Source organism: Nocardia transvalensis (genome assembly GCF_015477765.1).
GTDB classification, from domain to species: Bacteria; Actinomycetota; Actinomycetes; order Mycobacteriales; family Mycobacteriaceae; genus Nocardia; species Nocardia transvalensis_A.
Map to the genome: position 1 here is coordinate 667,389 of NZ_JADLQQ010000005.1, position 19,800 is coordinate 687,188.

Here is a 19,800-nt window from a genome sequence, read left to right on the forward strand (position 1 = left end):
TCGGGTATTCGTGCGGATTTCATGCGGACTGGGTCGACACCAGCGCCGCCGGATCATCGAATACGGTTGGCAGGGGTTGCGTATGGACAAGATGTAACTGTTGGGTCGCGCGCGTCAGCGCGACGTAGAGGTCGGCCGGACCTTGGGACGGATGCGCGAGAATCGCCTGCGGATCGACGACGACAACGGTGTCGAATTCCAATCCCTTGGCTGCCGCCGGAGTCAGCACATCGTGCCCGATATCGAGGTGGGTGCCGTCGGGGGCGATCACGCCGACCAGCCGGTCGGCGAGCTCACTGTCGTGAATCAGGTTGGCGACGACTACGGCCAACTCCCGCTCCGAAACCGCGATCGCAGCCGGAGGTATACCAGTGCGGCGCACCGACTTCGGAGGTTCCGCTGCAGGATCGACCAGCGCGAGCACTTTCGCGGCCAGATCCATGATTTCGCCGGGGGTGCGGTAGTTGATGGTGAGCTTGCGGTGGATCCACCGGCTCGGCGCGTAGCGGTCGAGCATGTCGGCCCAGGACCTTGCGCCGGCGGACGATCGTCGCTGGGCGAGATCACCGACGATGGTCATCGACTTGCTCGGGCACCGGCGCATGATCACGCGCCAATCCATATCCGACAGTTCCTGAGCTTCGTCGACAACCACGTGACCGTAGGTCCATTCGCGGTCCACCGCGGCCCGCTCGGCCAATGAGCGATGATCTCGCGCGAGGTGTCGCTCGGCGAGTGTCTCGGCATCGACGAGGTCGGCCGCTCGCAATCGCTCCTCATCCAATTCCTCGTCGGTGTCGAGGATTTCCAGCACCCCTTTGGCGTACTCGATCTGTTCACGCCGCTCGCGGGCCGCCTTCTTCTCCTCGGTGCGATCGGTGCCGAGCAGTTCGACCGCCTCGTCGAGCAGTGGCACATCGGAAACGGTCCAGGCCGTGCCTTGCTCGCGGAACAGCAGGGCGCGATCCTGTTCATCCAGCGCCGTCGCGGCGGTCTCGATCCGAGCGCGCGAGGTGTAGAGCTCGGAGAGCAGCCGCTGCGGACTCAGGTACGGCCACAGCCGATCCACGACTGTGCGCACCTCGCCGCTGCCTTGCAGTTCCGCTCGCGCATCGGCGGCCAGTTCCTCGTGCACATGAGTGTCGCTGGCGGTCAGCCAGCCCTCGCCGATCTCGGCCACCGCCCGCTCGACCAATCCCTCGATCAACTGCTCGCGGAAGATCTCGCGAGCATCGTTGTGGCGCAAGCCGGTTGCGCGGGCGCGTTCTCGCGCCGCACCCGCCACTCGGCTGTCCACTTCGATCGTCACGTCACTCAACATGATCGGGATGGGTCGGTCGGGCAGCCCTTGCCGGTCCGAGACCGCCGCAGCCAGCACCTCGACCATCGCGAGGCCGCCCTTCACGCGCGCGACCTCGGGTCGTTCCTCGGTAACCGTGCGCACCTCCGGCATGAGTTCACCCGGGGTCGCGAAGACGACGTCGGTCTCGCCGAGCGACGGCAAGACGTCGCCGATGTAGTCGAGAAACGTGGGGTTGGGCCCGATGACGAGAACTCCCCAGCGCGACAACCGTTCTCGATGGGTGTAGAGCAAGTAGGCGACCCGGTGCAGCGCGACCGCGGTCTTCCCGGTTCCTGGTCCGCCCTCGATCACCACGATGCCGGTGTTGGGCAGGCGGATGATCTCGTCCTGTTCGGCCTGGATCGTGGCGACGATGTCCCGCATGGTCCGCTCCCGTGGTGCGTTCACCGCGGCCAACAGTGCCGCGTCGGCATCGGACCCGTCGGTCGCTGCCGCAAGGTCGAGGACGTCGTCGTGAAATCCGGTGACGGCACGGCCGCGGGCGCGGAAATGCCGCCGCCGCACCACGCCCTCGGGGCAGGCGACAGTGGCGGTGTAGAACGGGCGGGCCGCAGGAGCACGCCAGTCCAGCAGCAGCGGCTCGTAGTCGCGCGCCTCGTCGAATAGTCCGATACGCCCGATATAGGCAAGGTCTTCCGCGACACGGTCCAGCCGCCCGAAGCACAACCCGTTCTCGGCGGCACGGTAGGCCTCCAACCTGCCCGTCAGGTTGTTCACCGACACCTGTCGCTCCCACCGCTCCTCCGGACTCAGCGTTGTGTTTTCCTGCAGTGACTCCTCCAGCCGCTGCTCCGCCTCATCTCGCGCCGAATCTAGCTCGCGGTAGAGGAATGCCACGTATTCACGTTCGGCCTGCAATTCAGCATCATGCTCGGAGTTTGACACGTTAGCCTCACTGTGAGATAATTAATTGAGGGGCCTTTTTCGTATTCTTTTGAACTTCGATCAATATTACCTGAAATTGCTTTTCTTTCGAATGTGGACTGTTGCGCCGAAAACGCTCTGCGTGAGGGTTTGACCGTGTCGTGCGAGCAAGGCGGCGGATCGCCTGATCGATGCACCTCAGTCAGCAGTCCTCGAACGAGTGCTGGTCCGGCAGTTCGATAGCGGCGGCACGTGTTTCGATGAACCGGTTCGTCGTCCGATCGGCAATGACATCGCTGCCAGGCTTGGACGTGGCAGTGCCGGCGCTGTCCAGGTATCGCTCGACGTCACTTCGCGGTTTCAGGGTGCGATCCGAGGGGATCGTCATGGCAGCAACGTCGACAGGACCTGAGGGCGTGACGAGGTCTACGGTTGTGCAGCCTGTTTCACGTGTCACTCCACCAATCGGTCGAAGTGATCCTGCCGTTGGGTATGTGCGCCCAACCGCCCGTGTCTGCGCCTTAGCGTGTGCGCGGGTATCAGGCACGTCCTGCCTAGGGTCTGTCGCGGGAAGGAGGCGTCCTAGGCCGAGCCGTCTCCGGGTGCCACGAGGAATTCCGTTGCCGCGCTTGCTGTCTATGGTGGCAGTGCCGAGGAACGTGGGCTGGAACGCGAGCGTCGTTCATGTTGAGCCGAACCGACCGTGCGTAACCCATCGAATGGTCGAGGAAGCGGTAGCCGAACATTACCGGACACTTCAGCGGCCTGCACGAGGTCGCACGCGGCCGCCGCAGCGCGCAGACCCCAGATCGAAGCACGCCCTTCCAACCTGACTCGACGCGGAGCACACCGAAGAGCCAGGACTCGGTGCACTGTCAAGGGATTCAGCCCCAGCAGATACGCGATACGGGCTGGATCCCCAGCGCGCGGCAAACAAACCTCGCGGCCGATCGTGTTGGGGGGCCCGTGGGCCGAGGTTGGCGAAAGCTGGTCACTACTCGAGCTCACCGCCCACGGAACGGGGAAGAGTGCGACAGCGTGAGATGCTGAATCTTGTGATCAGTGTTTGGCACAAGGTCTCCACGCTGGCGCCGGAACGCTTGCGCCGCAGGGTTTCTGCCCGCAGGATTTCCACGCGTGCTCGCGTGCAAGCTCTTGTCGACAGTCTCGAGTTACCTGTCGACCCGACGCTCGAGGAGCTCGTGAAGGCGGTTGAGGCCGTTCGGGGGCCCATAGAGTGCGCGCCTCTGCCAGCTTCGATGCCGGAGGGCGTGTGCGGGCTGTGGCTGCGGTGTCGGGACAGGAATCTGATTCTCGTACGTACCGATGGCCTGGACCCTGCCCAACTGAGGCATGTGTTCCTGCATGAACTCGCGCATGTGGCATTCGATCACGGCCGAGATGTGCGGGTGACCGAGTTTGCGGCTCGGCTGGGATCCGACTGCGATATCGATCTATCCGCGGTCGTGTCTGCTCGTGGTGGGCCATCGGGGTACCAGGTGCGGCAGGAGTACGAGGCCGAACAAGCGGCGCGTTACCTTGATCGGACCGTCGACTTACCCGTGGTACAAGCGGACGATGATCGTCTTCGCCGCAACGATCCTACCGGTTGCTTACATAGTGATGGCCGTGATACGTGGTTTGCGCGGCGAAAGCATTGCGTCGGTCATCTTTTCCCCGCTCGGCCTCACAATCACCGCCGGGATGTACTTGTTCACTCTTGTCACCTTGCTTTTCGTCGTGGTCGACAGAACCAAGAACAGGCAGAACCAAGAGTGGACTCCGGAAGAGCTCTCCGCAAGGCCTCGTGCCTGCCGACAACGACCGCGAGGGCCGCTCGCAGCGCGTCAGGACGCAGCCGACCCGCCACCTGGAAAGCGAGCCCGATATTGTTGATGCCCGTCTCCGGGATCAGCTGTTCCAGTAGCCACAGCGCTTTTTCCTTACTCGTGGCCACTGTCGAGGCGCTCCCCGGCTCAGCGAATCCGACGGACGGCACGTCGGTTGTCATGAGGTCGGGATGCCGGCGTGGTCCATGAGCAGCGCGACGGCCTCGTCCGATCGCATCAGGTCCGCGTGGCTGACGTCCAGCGGAAATGTGGCGCCGACGACCTTGCTGGCGTTGAGTACGGTCGTCTCGCCACGGCTTTCCATTCCCACCCAGTCCGAGGACGTGATCGCGGTCGACCGGCCCCAGACCTCGCTCGGGTCGACCTGTCCCGCGGCGGCGAGCCAGGACATATAGGACTCGAACAGCCGGACCACTTCGTCGCGGCGGGCGTCGGCGAGGCCGATACGCTGGAATGCCAGCGAAATCATTTCATGGTACAGGGCAACGATATCGATCGCGGCGGCGGTCACATCGTTCTCGTGTTTCTCGATGATCTCCTTCGCTTTTTGCCGAGCTTGTCGCCCTTCGTCGTCGGAGAAAACCGGACCAGCCATGGTGACCATTTTGGTCATTTCCATCACGAGCAATTGGTGATCGGTCAATTGCGGGTCGAAGAGAACGACCTTCGGTTCGGCGCTCTGCCATTCGACCAAACGCTTGGCGAGTTCCGCCGCATAAACACTGCCGACGCAGTAGCCGAAGACCGCGACAACTTCGCACTGACTCCAATCAGTGCCCTGCAGCCAATGCTCGGTATAGAAATCGCCGGTTGGACGGTCGGTCAGGTTCACCGTAGGAGGAGTAGTCTGCAGAAAAGTGTAGCCGCCCCAGGCCGATCCCATTTTCCCCGCGAGATCACCGAAACCCGCCTCGCGGCGTCCGGCGGCGGGAAAGTCGACGGCAAGCAAAATTCGGTTCGATGTCGAGGGAGAGATGACGTTCCACGAACTATCGTTTGGCAATTGTTCATCCCATCGTAGAGCGTTCGCCACAGCATGGCCGACTATGCCGGACAGGACGGCGTTTTCGCTGACAACAAAGGCACTGTATCAAGGAGCGTTGCTCAACTGAAGGCCGCTTGTATGCAGTTGAGGTGGCAATTGAACAAAGCCTCGGCATACGTGCGGGCAGGTGTCAATGCGCTATCCACCTCCCTCCGTCAGCGTCGCCGACAGCCCCTCGAGGAGGAAGTCCGCGATAGCGGCCGGCGAGTACAAGTCATAGATAAAGCCTTCTGGTGGTTGTAGTCCAGTCCGATCGAAAATGACGTGCCGCAGTTGAACAGCGGTCAGTGAGGTCATCCCTATTTCGAGCACGTCACCGTCGGCGGGGACGAGGTCGAGCGAGTCGTATCCGAGTACCGCGGCGATCGCTTCCCGAACCAGCCGACGCATCAGGTCTTGCCGTTCGCCCGAGGCGGTCGCGGTCAACCGGTGCACCCAGCCGAGGGACGGGGTGTCTTCCCCCGGCTCGCCCGAGGTATCCGGTGACTGCTCCCGGTGACGCCAGGACGACAGGATCGCCAGGGCGGCGCCGAGCGGCATATCCTCCCGCAGTGGTTCACTCAGCCCGAGTACACCGCTCAAAGTGTCCACATCGCCCGTCTCGACAGCGGCCCAGAACCGGTGCTCACCAGCAGACGCAACCATCGGCCGACCGTTCTCGACGGGCGGCACCGACGGCCAGTACCGCTGGCGTTGGAACGCATAGGTCGGCAACTCGACGGTGCGCCCGCCGGGCAGAACGGAGGTCCAGTCGACCGCGATACCGCGGACGTGGACGGCGGCCAACGCGGCCACGAACGACCGCAGTGCCCGCTGGCCGCGGCGCAGTGTCCGGGTGACGGTGACGTCGCGTCCGTTGCGTAGGCCCTTCTCCCCCAGCGCACGCGCGATATCGGTGGTGAGAACAGGGTCGAGGCTCAGCTCGATGTACACGCCGAACCCGCCGTCGATTCCGGCATCCAGCCACTCGTGCACTGGCGCATCCTGCTTTTCGGCCCGGCACCATCGGTTGCCCTCCGTCGGCTGCGTGGCGGAAAGCAGCGGTATCGTCGACGGTCGCGGATCGACCTCGACCTGCTCGCCGTTCGACGCGGCAGCGAGTGCGATCGCGTCGGCGAACGACAGCACACCGGCCAGGTGTGCGGCCGCGATCTCACCGATACCGTGCCCGGCGACCGCGGCAGGCTGTACGCCAGCGGAGCGCCACAGCTCGGCCAGCGCGACCAGCACGGCCAACAGAACGGGTCGGCGCGCGGTGAGCGCGGCCGGTCGGCGCAGCACATCGGCCAATGGCGCGCCGAGGTAGGGAGCCAATGCCTGGTCATATTCGGCGATCTTCGCGGCGAAGCCGGGCACCTCGTCGAGGACTCCGCTGAGGGAGTCGAGCAGGTCGACGTCGGCCTCGGGGAAGATGAACATCGTCTTCTCGGCCGCCGCCGTGCCGGTGAAGACATCCTTGGTGGGCACGCCCGCGGCCACCAAGGACAGCCCGGCGAGCAGTCCGTCACGGTCGTCGCCGAGCACCACCGCCCGCTCGGTGAATGCGGGTCGTGTTGTCGCCAAAGAGAAACCGACGTCCACCGGGTCGAGGTCCGGCTGGTGTACGAGGAGATCACGGAGCCGGGACGCCTGTCCCTTCAGGGCGTCCTTGGTCCGTCCGGACAGCACGAGCGGGACGAGCGCGGGCCGCGAGTGCTCTGTGCGCACGATCGGGGTCTCGGGTGCCTCCTCCAGGATCACGTGCGCATTGGTGCCGCTGATACCGAAAGAGGACACCCCGGCGCGACGTGGCTCTGCCCCGGTCGGCCACGGCACCGGCTCGGTCACCAGCCGTACATTCCCTTCGGACCAGTCCACGTGCGGCGATGGTTCGTCCACGTGCAACGTCGCCGGCAACCGACCGTGTCGCAGGGCGAGCACCATTTTGATCACGCCGGCGACGCCGGCCGCGGCTTGGGTGTGCCCGATATTCGATTTCACCGAGCCGAGCCACGCCGGGCGGTCGGTGGGGCGGTCCTTGCCGTAGGTCGCGATGAGCGCCTGCGCCTCGATCGGATCACCGAGTGTGGTGCCGGTGCCGTGCGCCTCGACGGCGTCGACCTGATCGGCACGCACCCCCGCGTTGGCCAGCGCCGCCTTGATCACCCGCTGCTGCGACGGCCCGTTCGGTGCGGTCAACCCATTCGACGCACCGTCCTGGTTGATCGCGCTGCCGCGCAGTACCGCCAGAACCCTGTGCCCGTTGCGGTGTGCGTCCGAAAGCCGCTCCACCACAAGGATGCCCGCGCCCTCGGCGAACCCGGTGCCGTCGGCCGCGGCGGCGAAGGCCTTGCATCGGCCGTCCGGCGCCAGTCCACGCTGCCGGGAGAACTCGATGAACGTCCCCGGCGTCGCCATGATCGTCACCCCACCGGCCAGCGCCATCGAGCACTCACCGGAGCGCAGTGCCTGCGCCGCGAGGTGCAGCGCGACAAGGGCCGATGAGCACGCCGTGTCGACCGTCATCGTCGGCCCCTCGAGGCCATAGGTGTAGGCAAGACGCCCGGACAGGATGCTCGTGGCCACCCCGGTCATCAAATGGCCCTCGACCTCGGCCCCGCCCTCGGCGAGCACGCTCATCTCGTAACCCGACGCATAGCCACCGACGAACGCCCCGGTCCGGCTGCCGCGCAGGGTTGTGGGATCGATCCCCGCACGTTCGAAGGCTTCCCAGGTGAGCTCGAGGAGCAACCGTTGCTGTGGGTCCATGGCGAGTGCTTCGCGAGGACTGATACCGAAAAACCCGGCGTCGAACTCGCTTGCGTCGGCCACGAATCCGCCAGCCTTGGTGTAGGAGGTACCGGTGTGGGCGGCGTCCGCGTCGTAGAGGGCATCGATGTCCCAGCCGCGGTCGTCCGGGAAGCTGGAGATCGCGTCCTGCCCGTCGGCGAGCATCCGCCACAGGTCTTCCGGGCTGGCGATACCGCCCGGGAAGCGGCAACTCATGCCCACGATCGCGATTGGTTCGCCGGGTGCCGCCGCCACGGTCGGAAGCGTTGTGGCGGTAGCGGATTCTCCGCCGAGCAGACCGCGCAGGTGTACGGCCAGTGCGGAAGGGTTGGGGTAGTCGAACACGAGCGTCGCGGGCAGCCGCAGCGCGGTGGCCGTGCTGACCCGGTTACGCAGCTGGACCGCGGTGAGGGAGGTGAATCCGAGGTCGGTGAACGCCCGTGCCGGGTCGATGGCCTCGGCGCCGGCATGGCCGAGAACTGCGGCGACGTGCGAGCGCACCATGTCCACCACCAGCTCGTGGCCCTCTGCGGCGGACAGCGCGGCGAGCCGGCGCCGAAGCGTATGCCCATCCGGTTCATCGGACGCGGCGGCACGTCTGGTCACCGCGCCCACCACGGTCCGCCACAGCGGTGGCACCTGCTCACCTCCGGCGGCTCGGGTGCGGAGCCCGGCGAGGTCGAATCGGGCCGGGACGAGGACAGGTTCCGCACGGGTGAGCGCCGCATCGAGCAGGGCGAGTCCCTGGGCCGCGCTCAGGGCTCGTGCACCGGTGCTGGTCATCTTCGCCAGCTCGGCATCGGTGAGTCGTCCTGTCATCCCGCTGATATCCGCCCACAGTCCCCAGGCCAGCGAAGTGCCGGGTAATCCACGGGCGCGTCGATCGGCGGCGAGTGCGTCGAGGAAGGCATTGGCAGCCACGTAGTTCGCTTGGCCTGGCACACCGAAGGTCGATGCCGCGGAGGAGAACAGGACGAACTCATCGAGATCCTCGGTGAGTTCGTGCAGATGCCATGCGGCGTCGACCTTGGGGCGCATGACTGTTGTCACTCGCTGTGGCGTCAGCGATGGGATCGTCGCGTCGTCGAGGACACCCGCGGCGTGGATGACCGTTCTCAACGGATATTCGACCGGGACCCTCTCGAGCAGCGCCGCGAGGGGTTCGCGTTCGGCTGTATCGCAGGCGATCACACTGACCGCGGTGCCCTCGGCTGCGATGTCCGCGGCGAGTGCGGCCGCATCCGGTGCCGCAGGGCCCGATCGACTTGTCGCTATGACCATATCGGCTCGCCCCGTCGCCGCCAGGTGACGGGCCACCAGGCCGCCCAACATACCGGTCCCGCCGGTCACCAGCGCCGTCCGCCGGCCTCGGCGGCGAGGGCGTTCAACTGCGGCCGGTCTGTTGGCAGGACGCGTCAAGCGTCGCCCATAGGCGGTCGTGCCGCGAAGGACGAGTTCCGGTTCGTCGGTCGCTAACACCGAAGGCAGGATCGTCACGGCCTCGGCCGTTGCCTCGGCCGGTAGATCTATCAGCAGGACCTGGTCGGGATTTTCCGATTGTGCCGAACGCAGAAGTCCCCGTGCGGCGGCCGCCGCGAGATCGGTCACCCGTTCGCCTTCCGTTGCGGCGACCGCACCGCGGGTCAGCACGACAAGCGTGGCATCCGCCAATCGGCGCTCGCTGATCCACTGCTGAGCAAGATCGAGGGCTCGGCCTGTCGCCTGTCGTGCGGCGTCGGCGTCGGTCGCCTCGGCACCGGCACACGCGAGCACCACCCTCGGGCAGGTTTCGGCCGCGTCGGCCAGAGACGTCAGATCGGCGAAATGCCCTACCGCGACTCCGGCGCCGGCCAAGGGGGCGATGACGCCGAAGAGATCGTCGCCGACGAGCACCCATTCACCGGCGGGGAGCTTTCCGGTGGGTATCGGCGTCCAGTCGACGGTGAACATCGCGTCCGCGATACCGGTGCCGACTGTCCGGAGCTGATCCGTGGACACCGGCCGGGTGGTCAATGCATCCACCGTGATGACCGGTGCGCCGGTGGTGTCCGTGGCGTACACGCCGAGGTTGCCGTCGTTGTCGCGTCGTAGGCGCGCCCGCAGTGTCGACGCTCCACTCGCGTGCAGCGTCACACCGGTGAACGCGAACGGCAGACGCGCTTCGTCCGGTTCGGCCGCCAGCCCGCCGGCGTGCAGAACCGCGTCGAACAGCGCGGGGTGCAGCCCGAACCGGCCCGCGTCCTCGGCAACGGCTTCGGGCAGCGCGACTTCGGCGTAGAGTTCCTCGCCGTGTCGCCAGACTTTCCGTAGCCCGTGGAAGGCAGGTCCGTAACCGTAGGGACCGTCCAGGCCGTCGTAGATACCGGTGATATCGACTGCGCCGGCGTCCCGGGGCGGCCACACCGTGAGATCGGCTCGAGCATTCGCCGCCGTGGTTGCCGGAGCCAGGGTGCCGATGGCGTGCTGCGTCCACTCGTCCTCACCGTCCGGGCGGGAGAACATCTCGATCTCCCGGCGGTCGGCGGCATCGGGGCCGGAGACGACGACCTGAATCTGTGTCCCGCCGTCGGCGGGAAGTACGAGGGGCGCCTGCAGCGTCAGCTCCTCGAGCAGACCGCAGCCGACCTGGTCACCGGCGCGCACCGCGAGTTCCACGAAACCGGTGCCCGGCAACAGGATGACGCCACCCACCCGATGGTCGGCCAACCACGGATGAGTCCGTGTCGACAACCGCCCGGTACACACCACACGCGCCCCACCGGCGAGATCGACGGCAGCACCTAGCAGCGGGTGGCCCACGGCGCCGAGCCCGAGCGATACCGCGTCGCCGGCAGGGTCGCCACCACCCGCCCGCGGCCAGAACCGCTGATGCTGAAACGCATACAACGGCAACCCGATCTGCTTGCCTCGGCGGAGAACGGCCCGCCAATCCACCGATACGCCGTGGACGAACGCCTCGGCGAAGGAGGTGAGTAGCCGGGTGGCGCCGCCATCATCGCGGTGGAGGGTTTCACAGACGACGGCTGGTGCTGTGCCCGGCCCGATCTCGTGCGCGATGTCGTTGAGGGTGTCGGTCATGGGCCCCAAAAGCACCGGATGCGGGGTGATTTCGATGAAGACCTCATGGCCCTCGGCAGCAAGAGCGCGGATCGCGCGCTCGAATTCGACCGGGGCACGCAAACTCTCGTACCAGTATCGAGCGTCGAGTTCCTCACCGGTCAGTGGTTCCCCGGTCATCGCCGACACCATCGGCACCCGACCACGCCGGGGAGTTATCCCGTCCAGCGCCGACAGGATCTCGGTCTCGAGCCGCTCCACCTGCGGGCTGTGCGAGGCATAATCCACCGCCACCAACCGCGCCCGCACACCCTCGACCTCGAGTTCGGCCCGCAGCTCCTCCAACGCCTGCGGCTCACCGGAAACAATCACCGCCGCAGGACCATTCACCGCCGCCAACGACAGCCGCTCACCCCACCGGGCCAGACGCTCCCGCACCCGTGTCGCCGATTGGGCGATCGACAACATGCCCCCGGCACCCGCCAGGGCTTTCAATGCTTGCGACCGCAACGCCACCACCCGCGCACCATCCTCGAGCGACAGCATCCCGGCGACGGTGGCGGCCGCGATCTCACCTTGGGAGTGACCCACCACCGCATCCGGCCTCACCCCCGCGGCCTCCCACACCGCCGCCAACGACACCATCACCGCCCACAACACCGGCTGCACCACATCCGCAGCCACCAGCTCCGGCGCACCCTCCACACCGGACAACACATCAGTCAACGACCAGTCGACAAACGGCGCCAACGCCGCCGCACACTCGGCCAACCTGGCCGCGAACACCGGACAACACGCCGCCAGCTCACGACCCATCCCCACCCACTGCGACCCCTGCCCCGCAAACACGAACACCACCCGCACACCCGACCGCGCCACACCCGACACCACCGACCCCGACGGCACACCCCCACCCAACGCCGCCACACCATCGACCAACTCGTCACGATCGGCACCGACGACCACACCGCGATACTCGAACACCGACCGCGTCGTCGCCAAAGACCACGCCACATCAGCGGGATCCAAGTAGGAACGCGCAGCCACCCACGAAGACAACCGATCCGCCTGTCCCGCAAGACCTTCGGCCGACCGACCCGAAACCAGCCACGCGTGGACACCCGAAACCACTGGGGCCGTGCCGGTTTCCGGCTCCCCCTCACGCTTCGGCGCATCGATCTCGAGCGCGGGTGGTTCTTCGATGATGAGATGGGCGTTGGTGCCACTGATCCCGAACGAGGACACCCCCGCACGACGCGGGCGCTCCCCCACAGGCCACGGCACCGGCTCCGTCACCAACCGCACATCCCCCGCCGCCCAATCCACATGCGGCGAGGGCTCATCCACATGCAACGTGCGCGGCACCTCGCTGTGCTGCAACGCCAACACCATCTTGATCACACCGGCAACACCCGCAGCCGCCTGCGTATGACCGATATTCGACTTCACCGAACCGAGCAACAACGGCCGGTCCCCTGGCCGGTCTCGGCCGTAGGTGGCGATCAGCGCCTGCGCCTCGATGGGGTCGCCCAACGCGGTGCCCGTGCCGTGCGCTTCGACCACATCCACGTCGGCAGCCGACACCCGCGCATTCTCCAACGCAGCTCGGATCACTCGCTGCTGCGAGGGGCCATTGGGTGCGGTCAACCCGTTCGACGCGCCGTCTTGGTTCACCGCGGACCCCCGGATGACCGCCAGGACCTGATGACCGTTGCGGCGGGCATCGGAGAGCCGCTCCACCACGACCACACCGGTGCCCTCGGCGAAGCCCATACCATCCGCTTGTGCGGAGAATGCCTTGCACCGACCGTCGGCCGCGAGACCACGTTGCCGGCTGAAGCCGACGATCCCGTCCGGGGTGGCGATGACGGTGACACCACCGGCGAGCGCGATCGAGCATTCGCCTGCCTTGACGGCCTGGCATGCCAGGTGCAGAGCCACGAGCGATGAGGAGCACGCTGTGTCCACCGTGACCGCCGGCCCCTCCAGACCGAGCACGTAGGAGACCCGGCCGGACAGGACACTCGTGGCGAACCCGGTGGTGAGGTGTCCTTCGACACCTTCGCTACCGGCGCCCGGGCCGAACCCGTAGGCCGAAGCGAACCCGCCGACGAAAACGCCGGTTCGGCTGCCGCGCAAGGAATCCGGGTCGATACCGGAGTGCTCCAGCGCTTCCCAGGACACCTCGAGCACCTGCCGCTGCTGCGGGTCCATCGCCAGGGCTTCCTTCGGGGAGATGCCGAAGAATCCGGCATCGAACCCGGTGGCGTCCGCCATGAACCCGCCGGACTGCGTGTAGGCGGTTCCGGCATGCTCCGGATCCGGATCGTAGAGCTCGTCGGTGTTCCAGCCGCGGTCGGTGGGGAAGCGGGAGATCGCGTCGGTGCCGGTGGCGATCAGCTGCCAGAACGCATCGGGGTCATCGGCTCGGCCGGGGTAACGGCAAGCCATGCCGATGATCGCGATCGGGTCGTCCGACGCGGCATCGGCCGAGCTGACCGGGGGCTGCTCTACGGGATGTTCGGCTTCGCCGAGGAGTGTCGACCGCAGATGCCCGGCCAGCGCAACCGGGTTGGGGTAGTCGAAGACGAGCGTCGCCGGCAGACGTAGCCCTGTCGCCGTATTCAGCCGGTTACGCAGTTCGACGGCGGTCAACGAGTCGAAACCGAGCTCGGTGAACGCCCGTGTCGGCGTGATTGTCTCGGTGCCGGCATGGCCGAGAACCGCAGCGACAGCGGTGCGGACGAGGTCGGTGAGTGTGCGTTGCTGGTCCTGTGTGGACAGTCCGGCCAACCGGTGGTGCAGCGAGTCGGCACCGAGAGCGGACGCGGCGCTGCGACGGACGCGGCCACCACGGATCAGCTCGCGCCACAGGGCTGGGACCTCATCCGCCGCGTGCGCGCGAAGTGCTTTCGGATCGAGGTGAGCGGGAACAAGCAGTGGCTTGTCGCTGGTGAGCGCCCGGTCGAGGAGGGCGAGGCCTTCCTCGGCGGTCATGGCGGTGAACCCGCCGCGGTGGATCCTGGCGCGTTCGCTGTCGGACAGCCGACCGGTGAGCGCGCTCGTATCGGCCCACATGCCCCAGGCGAGGGAGATCGCGGGCAGTCCCGCGGCTCGACGGTGCACTGCCAACGCGTCGAGGAAAGCGTTGGCAGCGACGTAGTTTCCTTGGCCCGGCGCGCCGAAGGTCGAAGCGGCCGATGAGTAGAGCACGAAGTGGTCGAGGTCGAGGTGGTGGGTGAGTTCGTGCAGGTGCCATGCCCCATCGGCTTTGGGTCGCATCACCGTGTCGAGCCGTTGGGGCGTCAGCGAACCGATCGTGCCGTCGTCGAGCACGCCGGCGGTGTGCACCACGGTTTTCAACGCCGTGCGGGTCGTGGTGTCGTCGAGGACGGTGGCGAGTGCGTCCCTGTCCCCGGAATCGCACGCCACGACGTGCACCAGCGCACCGAGACCGGCCAGCTCCGAGGTCAATTCGGCCACATTGGCGGCCGCGGGGCCGGAGCGGCTGGTCAGCACCAGGTTTTCGGCGCGCCCCGTGGTGGTCAGATGCCGGGCGACGAGCCCGCCCAGTGTGCCGGTTCCACCGGTGATCAGCGCCGAACGAGTTCGCTCCGCGAGCGAGACGAGACGTGTCGCGATGGGGGTGGTGGGAATGGTGAGGACCATCTTGCCGGTGTGCCTGGCCTGGGACATGAATCTGAACGCCTCACGAGCTCGGCGCAGATCCCATGCCTGTACGGGAAGCGGAGACAGCGCGCCCTGCGCCATCAAATCCACCACCCGCGTGAGCATTTCGCCCAACCTCTGCGGCCCTGCCTCACCGAGGTCGAACGGTCGGTACGCCACCGAAGGGTACTGTTCGGCCAACGTCTCCGGGTCGCGCAGATCGGTGCGGCCCATCTCGATGAACGCACCACCGCGCGGCAGCAGTCGCAGTGATGCGTCGGTGAGTTCACCGGTAAGGGAATTCACCACGATATCCACGCCCGCACCATCGGTGGCCGCCGCGAACGCCGCCTCGAAACCGCGGTCACGTGAGGAGGCGATGTGCGTCGCATCGAGCCCCAGCTCCCGCAGGAGGGGCCACTTCGCCTTGCTCGCTGTCGCGAATACCTCGAGCCCCAGATGGCGCGCGATCTGCACCGCGGCCATACCGACCCCACCGGCGGCCGCATGAACAAGGACCCGCTGACCGGCCCGTGCATCGGCCAGTTCGACGAGCCCGTACCATGCGGTCAAGAACGCCACCGACACCGACGCGGCCCCTGCCGACGACCAATCCCGCGGCACCCGAACCAGTTGCCGCGCGTCGGTGACCACCACCGGGGCGAATCCACCTGCCGCGACGCCCATGACCCGATCCCCTACCTGCAGGTCGGCGACGCCCGGGCCCGTCTCTACGACGACACCCGCGATCTCGCTGCCCATCTCCCCACCACCCGGGTACATACCCAAGGCGATCAACACGTCCCGGAAGTTCATGCCGGCGGCGCGCACGACTACCCGCACCTGTCCAGGCGCCAACCGATCATCGGAGACCTCGGCGCACGCCAACTCGGCCAATGTGCCACCGTCGCCCGCCGTCAACCGCCACGGCCGGTCCGGCAATGCCAACCCGTCGACCGGTCGCACCAGGCGCCGGCCCATCGCCACGCCATCGCGCACCGCCACCTCGGCCTCACCACCGAGCACCGAGGGCAAAGCCGCCCCGCCGCCGTCTCTCGCCAGATCCACCAAGACGAACCGGCCAGGGTTCTCCGACTCGGCGGCACGTACCAAACCCCATGCCGCGGCCGCCGCCACATCGGTGACGTCCTCGCCGGAACCAACGGCCACCGCGCCGCGAGTAAGCACAACCAACCGGGCCGAGTCGAATCGATCCGCGGCCACCCATTCCTGGACGACCGCCAAGACCTCGGTGGTCAGTCGCCGTGCCCGCTGCGCCGCGTCACCCTCGACAGCGGTGCCGTCCGCGCACAGCACCACGGCGGACGGCGCGTTCTCGCCCACTCCGGCGAGGTCGTCATAACACCGCACCGAGACTCCGGCCTCGGTCAACCCGGCGGCCACATCGAACCGGTCGGCGCCGATGAGTGCCCAGTCGCCCGTTATCGCGGGTGTTTCGGCGAGCGGAACCCAGTCGACACCGAACAAGGCATCCGGTACCCCGGCGCCTTCCGGCCGCAGTTGGTCCACCGACATCGGCCGGGTGATCAACGACCGCACCGATACCACCGGTGCCCCCACGGTGTCCGCCGCCGTCACGTTCACGCTGCCGTCGGCGTCGATGCGCAACCGCGCCCGCAGGACCGACGCACCGCTCGCATGCAATTCCACTCCCGTCAAGGCGAAGGGCAATCGCACTCGGTCCGATTCCCGGGAGTGGTCGGTGATCAGGAAGCCACCGGCCTGCAGGACACCGTCGAGCAGCGCGGGGTGCAGCCCGAACGCGCCCGCGTCGGTTGCTACCTCCTCGGGGAGGGCGACCTCGGCGAACACGGCATCGCCGCGCCGCCAGACCGACCGTAAACACTGAAACGCCGGGCCGTAGCCGTACGACGACTCGGCCAATCCTTCATAGAAGCCGCTGATATCGATCGTGCTCGCCCCTTGTGGCGGCCAGACGGCGAAGTCCTCCCCCGCGATAACGTCCTGTCCGGCCGTCGCCAGCACGCCACTGGCGTGCTGTGTCCAGGTTTCTCGGCTGTCGGGTTCATCGGCACGGGAGAAGATCTCCACCGTACGGCGTCCATCCTCATCGGCGGCGGCAACGACCACCTGGATGCGCACAGCGCCCTTGCCCGGCACAACGAGTGGCGCCTGGAGGGTCAGTTCCTCGACAACCCCGCAACCGACGTGATCGCCGGCGCGCACGGCCATCTCGACGAATCCGGTGGCAGGCAACAGGATCACGCCACCGACCACATGGTCGGCCAGCCACGGGTGCGTGCGCACGGACAGCGCGCCCGTACATACCACCCCGGAGCCACCGGCGAGGTCTACCGCGGCACCGAGTAACGGGTGGTCCACTGCCCCGAGCCCCAACGACGCCGCGTCCGCGTGCACGGCCTGGTTCGCCGGTGCCGGCCAGTAGCGTTCGCGCTGGAAGGCATACGTCGGGAGTTCGACCCGCTCGCCTCGCGGCAGCACCGCGGTCCAGTCGACCGGGACGCCCTGTACGAATGCCTCGCCGAGAGAGGTGAGTAGCCGGGTGGCACCGCCGTCATCGCGACGCAAGGTTCCGCACACCACGGCGGGTTCGGCGTCCGTATTCCGGGCGACTTCGTCGAGGGTGTCGGTCATCGGCCCCAAAAGCACTGGATGCGGGGTGATTTCGATGAAAACCTCATGCCCCTCACCGGCCAGGACACGGACAGCACGGTCGAATTCGACCGGCGCACGCAAACTCGCATACCAGTACTCGGCGTCGAGCTCCTCACCGGTCAACACCTCCCCGGTCATCGCCGACACCATCGACACCCGACCACGCCGGGGAGTTATCCCGTCCAGCACCGAACGAATCTCGGTCTCGAGCCGTTCGACCTGCGGGCTGTGCGAGGCATAGTCCACCGCCACCAACCGCGCCCGCACACCCTCGGCCTCTAGTTCGGACCGCAGTTCCTCCAGCGCCTGCGGCTCACCGGAAACAATCACCGCCGCAGGACCATTCACCGCCGCCACCGACAGCCGCTCACCCCACCGCGACAGACGCTCCCGTACCCGTGTCGCCGATTGGGCGATCGACAACATGCCACCCGCACCCGCCAGGGCTTTCAATGCTTGCGACCGCAACGCCACCACCCGCGCGCCGTCGGCCAACGACAACATCCCCGCCACCGTCGCCGCCGCGATCTCACCCTGCGAATGACCCACCACCGCATCCGGTCTCACCCCCGCGGCCTCCCACACCGCCGCCAACGACACCATCACCGCCCACAACACCGGCTGCACCACATCAGCAGCCTCCAAAGCGGGCGCACCCTCCACACCGGACAACACATCGGTCAACGACCAGTCGACAAACGGCGCCAACGCCACCGCACACTCGGCCAACCTGGCCGCGAACACCGGACAACACCGCGACAGTTCACGACCCATCCCCACCCACTGCGACCCCTGCCCCGCAAACACGAACACCACCCGCACACCCGACCGCGCCACACCCGACACGACAGCTGCGCCATCAACTCCGGCCGACAACGCGTCCACACCGGCGGCCAACTCGGCGCGATCAGCGCCCACCACCACGGCGCGGTGTTCGAACACCGACCGCGTCGTCGCCAGCGACCACGCCACATCACCGGGACCCACCTGCGGCCGTGCCGCCACCCACGCATCCAACCGACCGGCCTGCGCCGACAAACCAGCAGCCGAGCGACCCGAGATCAACCAGGCGTACGCACCGGACACCACCGGCTCCCCGTCCGCGGGATCGACGGGCGACCCGTTCTCCGCCGGCGCCTGCTCCAAGATGATGTGCGCGTTGGTTCCACTGATCCCGAACGAGGACACACCTGCTCGACGCACCCGCCCGTCGGCGAGCCACGGCACCGATTCGGTCAGCAACTCCACCTCACCGGCCGACCAGTCGACATGAGGTGAGCGCTCCTCGGCGTGCAAGGTCTTCGGCAATTCGCCGTGCTGCAACGCCAAGACCATCTTGATCACGCCGGCCACCCCGGCGGCCTGCTGAGTGTGGCCGATATTCGATTTCACCGAGCCGAGCCACAATGGCCGACCATCCGGCCGGTCCTGGCCGTAGGTCTCCAACAACGCCTGTGCCTCGATCGGGTCGCCCAGCGCGGTGCCGGTCCCGTGCGCCTCCACCACGTCCACATCCGCGGCCGACAACCGTGCGGTGGCCAACGCCGCGCGGATCACCCGTTGCTGCGAAGGCCCATTCGGCGCGGTCAACCCGTTCGACGCGCCGTCCTGGTTCGTTGCAGAACCGCGCACAACGGCCAACACCTTGTGGCCCTTGCGTCGAGCGTCGGACAGGCGCTCCACCACGACCATGCCCGCGCCCTCACCCATGCCCATACCGTCGGCTCGAGCGGAGAAGGCTTTGCAGCGCCCGTCCGTCGCGAGTCCACGTTGCCGGGAAAATCCGACAAAACCCGATGGTGTAGCCATGACCGTGACACCACCGGCGAGCGCCATCGAGCACTCTCCGGACCGCACCGCCTGACAAGCCAGATGCAACGCCACCAATGACGAGGAGCACGCGGTGTCCACGGATACCGCTGGCCCTTGAAGCCCGAGCAGATACGAGATACGACCGGACATCACGCTGGCCGCGCCGCCGGTCATGAGATGCCACGCGAGTTCGCCCGCCGTGCGCAAAGACTCGTGCGCGACATAGTCGGACGGGGCGACACCGACGAACACCCCGGTCGACGAGCCGCGCAGTGATGCTGGGTCGACACCGGCACGCTCGAGCGCTTCCCACGATGTCTCGAGCAGCAACCGCTGCTGCGGGTCCATCGCCAATGCCTCACGCGGGCTGATACCGAAGAATTCGGCATCGAAACTCGCCGCGTCCCGCAGAAATCCGCCCTCGACCACATAGGAGGTCCCTTGGTTGTCCGGGTCGGGGTCGTAGACGCCCTCCGCGTCCCAGCCGCGGTCCTCGGGGAAGCCGGAGATGGCGTCACCGCCCGCAGCGAGCAGGTCCCACAGTTCCTCGGGTGTGCTCACCCCGCCCGGGTAACGACAGCTCATGCCCACGATGGCCATCGGTTCCGATGCTGCCGAAACGAGTTCGCGGTTGCGTTGCCGAAGCCGCTCGGTTTCCTTGACGGAGGTCCGCAGTGCTTCAAGGAGCTTATCGGCCGATTCGGTCATCGCTG

4 protein-coding genes are annotated in these 19,800 nt (G+C 67.1%); all 4 read right to left on the reverse strand.

Features of this window, described 5'->3' with window-relative positions:
- Positions 1-19: 19 nt before the first annotated feature.
- A complete protein-coding gene (locus tag IU452_RS18095; RefSeq protein ID WP_195110191.1) occupies positions 20-2,221 on the reverse strand; it encodes a UvrD-helicase domain-containing protein in 2,202 nt (733 codons plus the stop codon).
- A gap of 208 nt (positions 2,222-2,429) precedes the next feature.
- Positions 2,430-2,615, reverse strand: coding sequence for a hypothetical protein (locus IU452_RS18100; protein ID WP_195110192.1), 186 nt, complete (start codon positions 2,613-2,615; stop codon positions 2,430-2,432).
- A 1,619-nt stretch (positions 2,616-4,234) separates the two neighbouring features.
- Complete coding sequence (locus IU452_RS18105) at positions 4,235-5,110, reverse strand: hypothetical protein (RefSeq protein WP_195110193.1); 876 nt, start codon at positions 5,108-5,110, stop codon at positions 4,235-4,237.
- A 150-nt stretch (positions 5,111-5,260) separates the two neighbouring features.
- A complete protein-coding gene (locus IU452_RS18110; RefSeq protein WP_195110194.1) occupies positions 5,261-19,795 on the reverse strand; it encodes a type I polyketide synthase in 14,535 nt (4,844 codons plus the stop codon).
- Between the last annotated feature and the right edge of the window lie 5 nt (positions 19,796-19,800).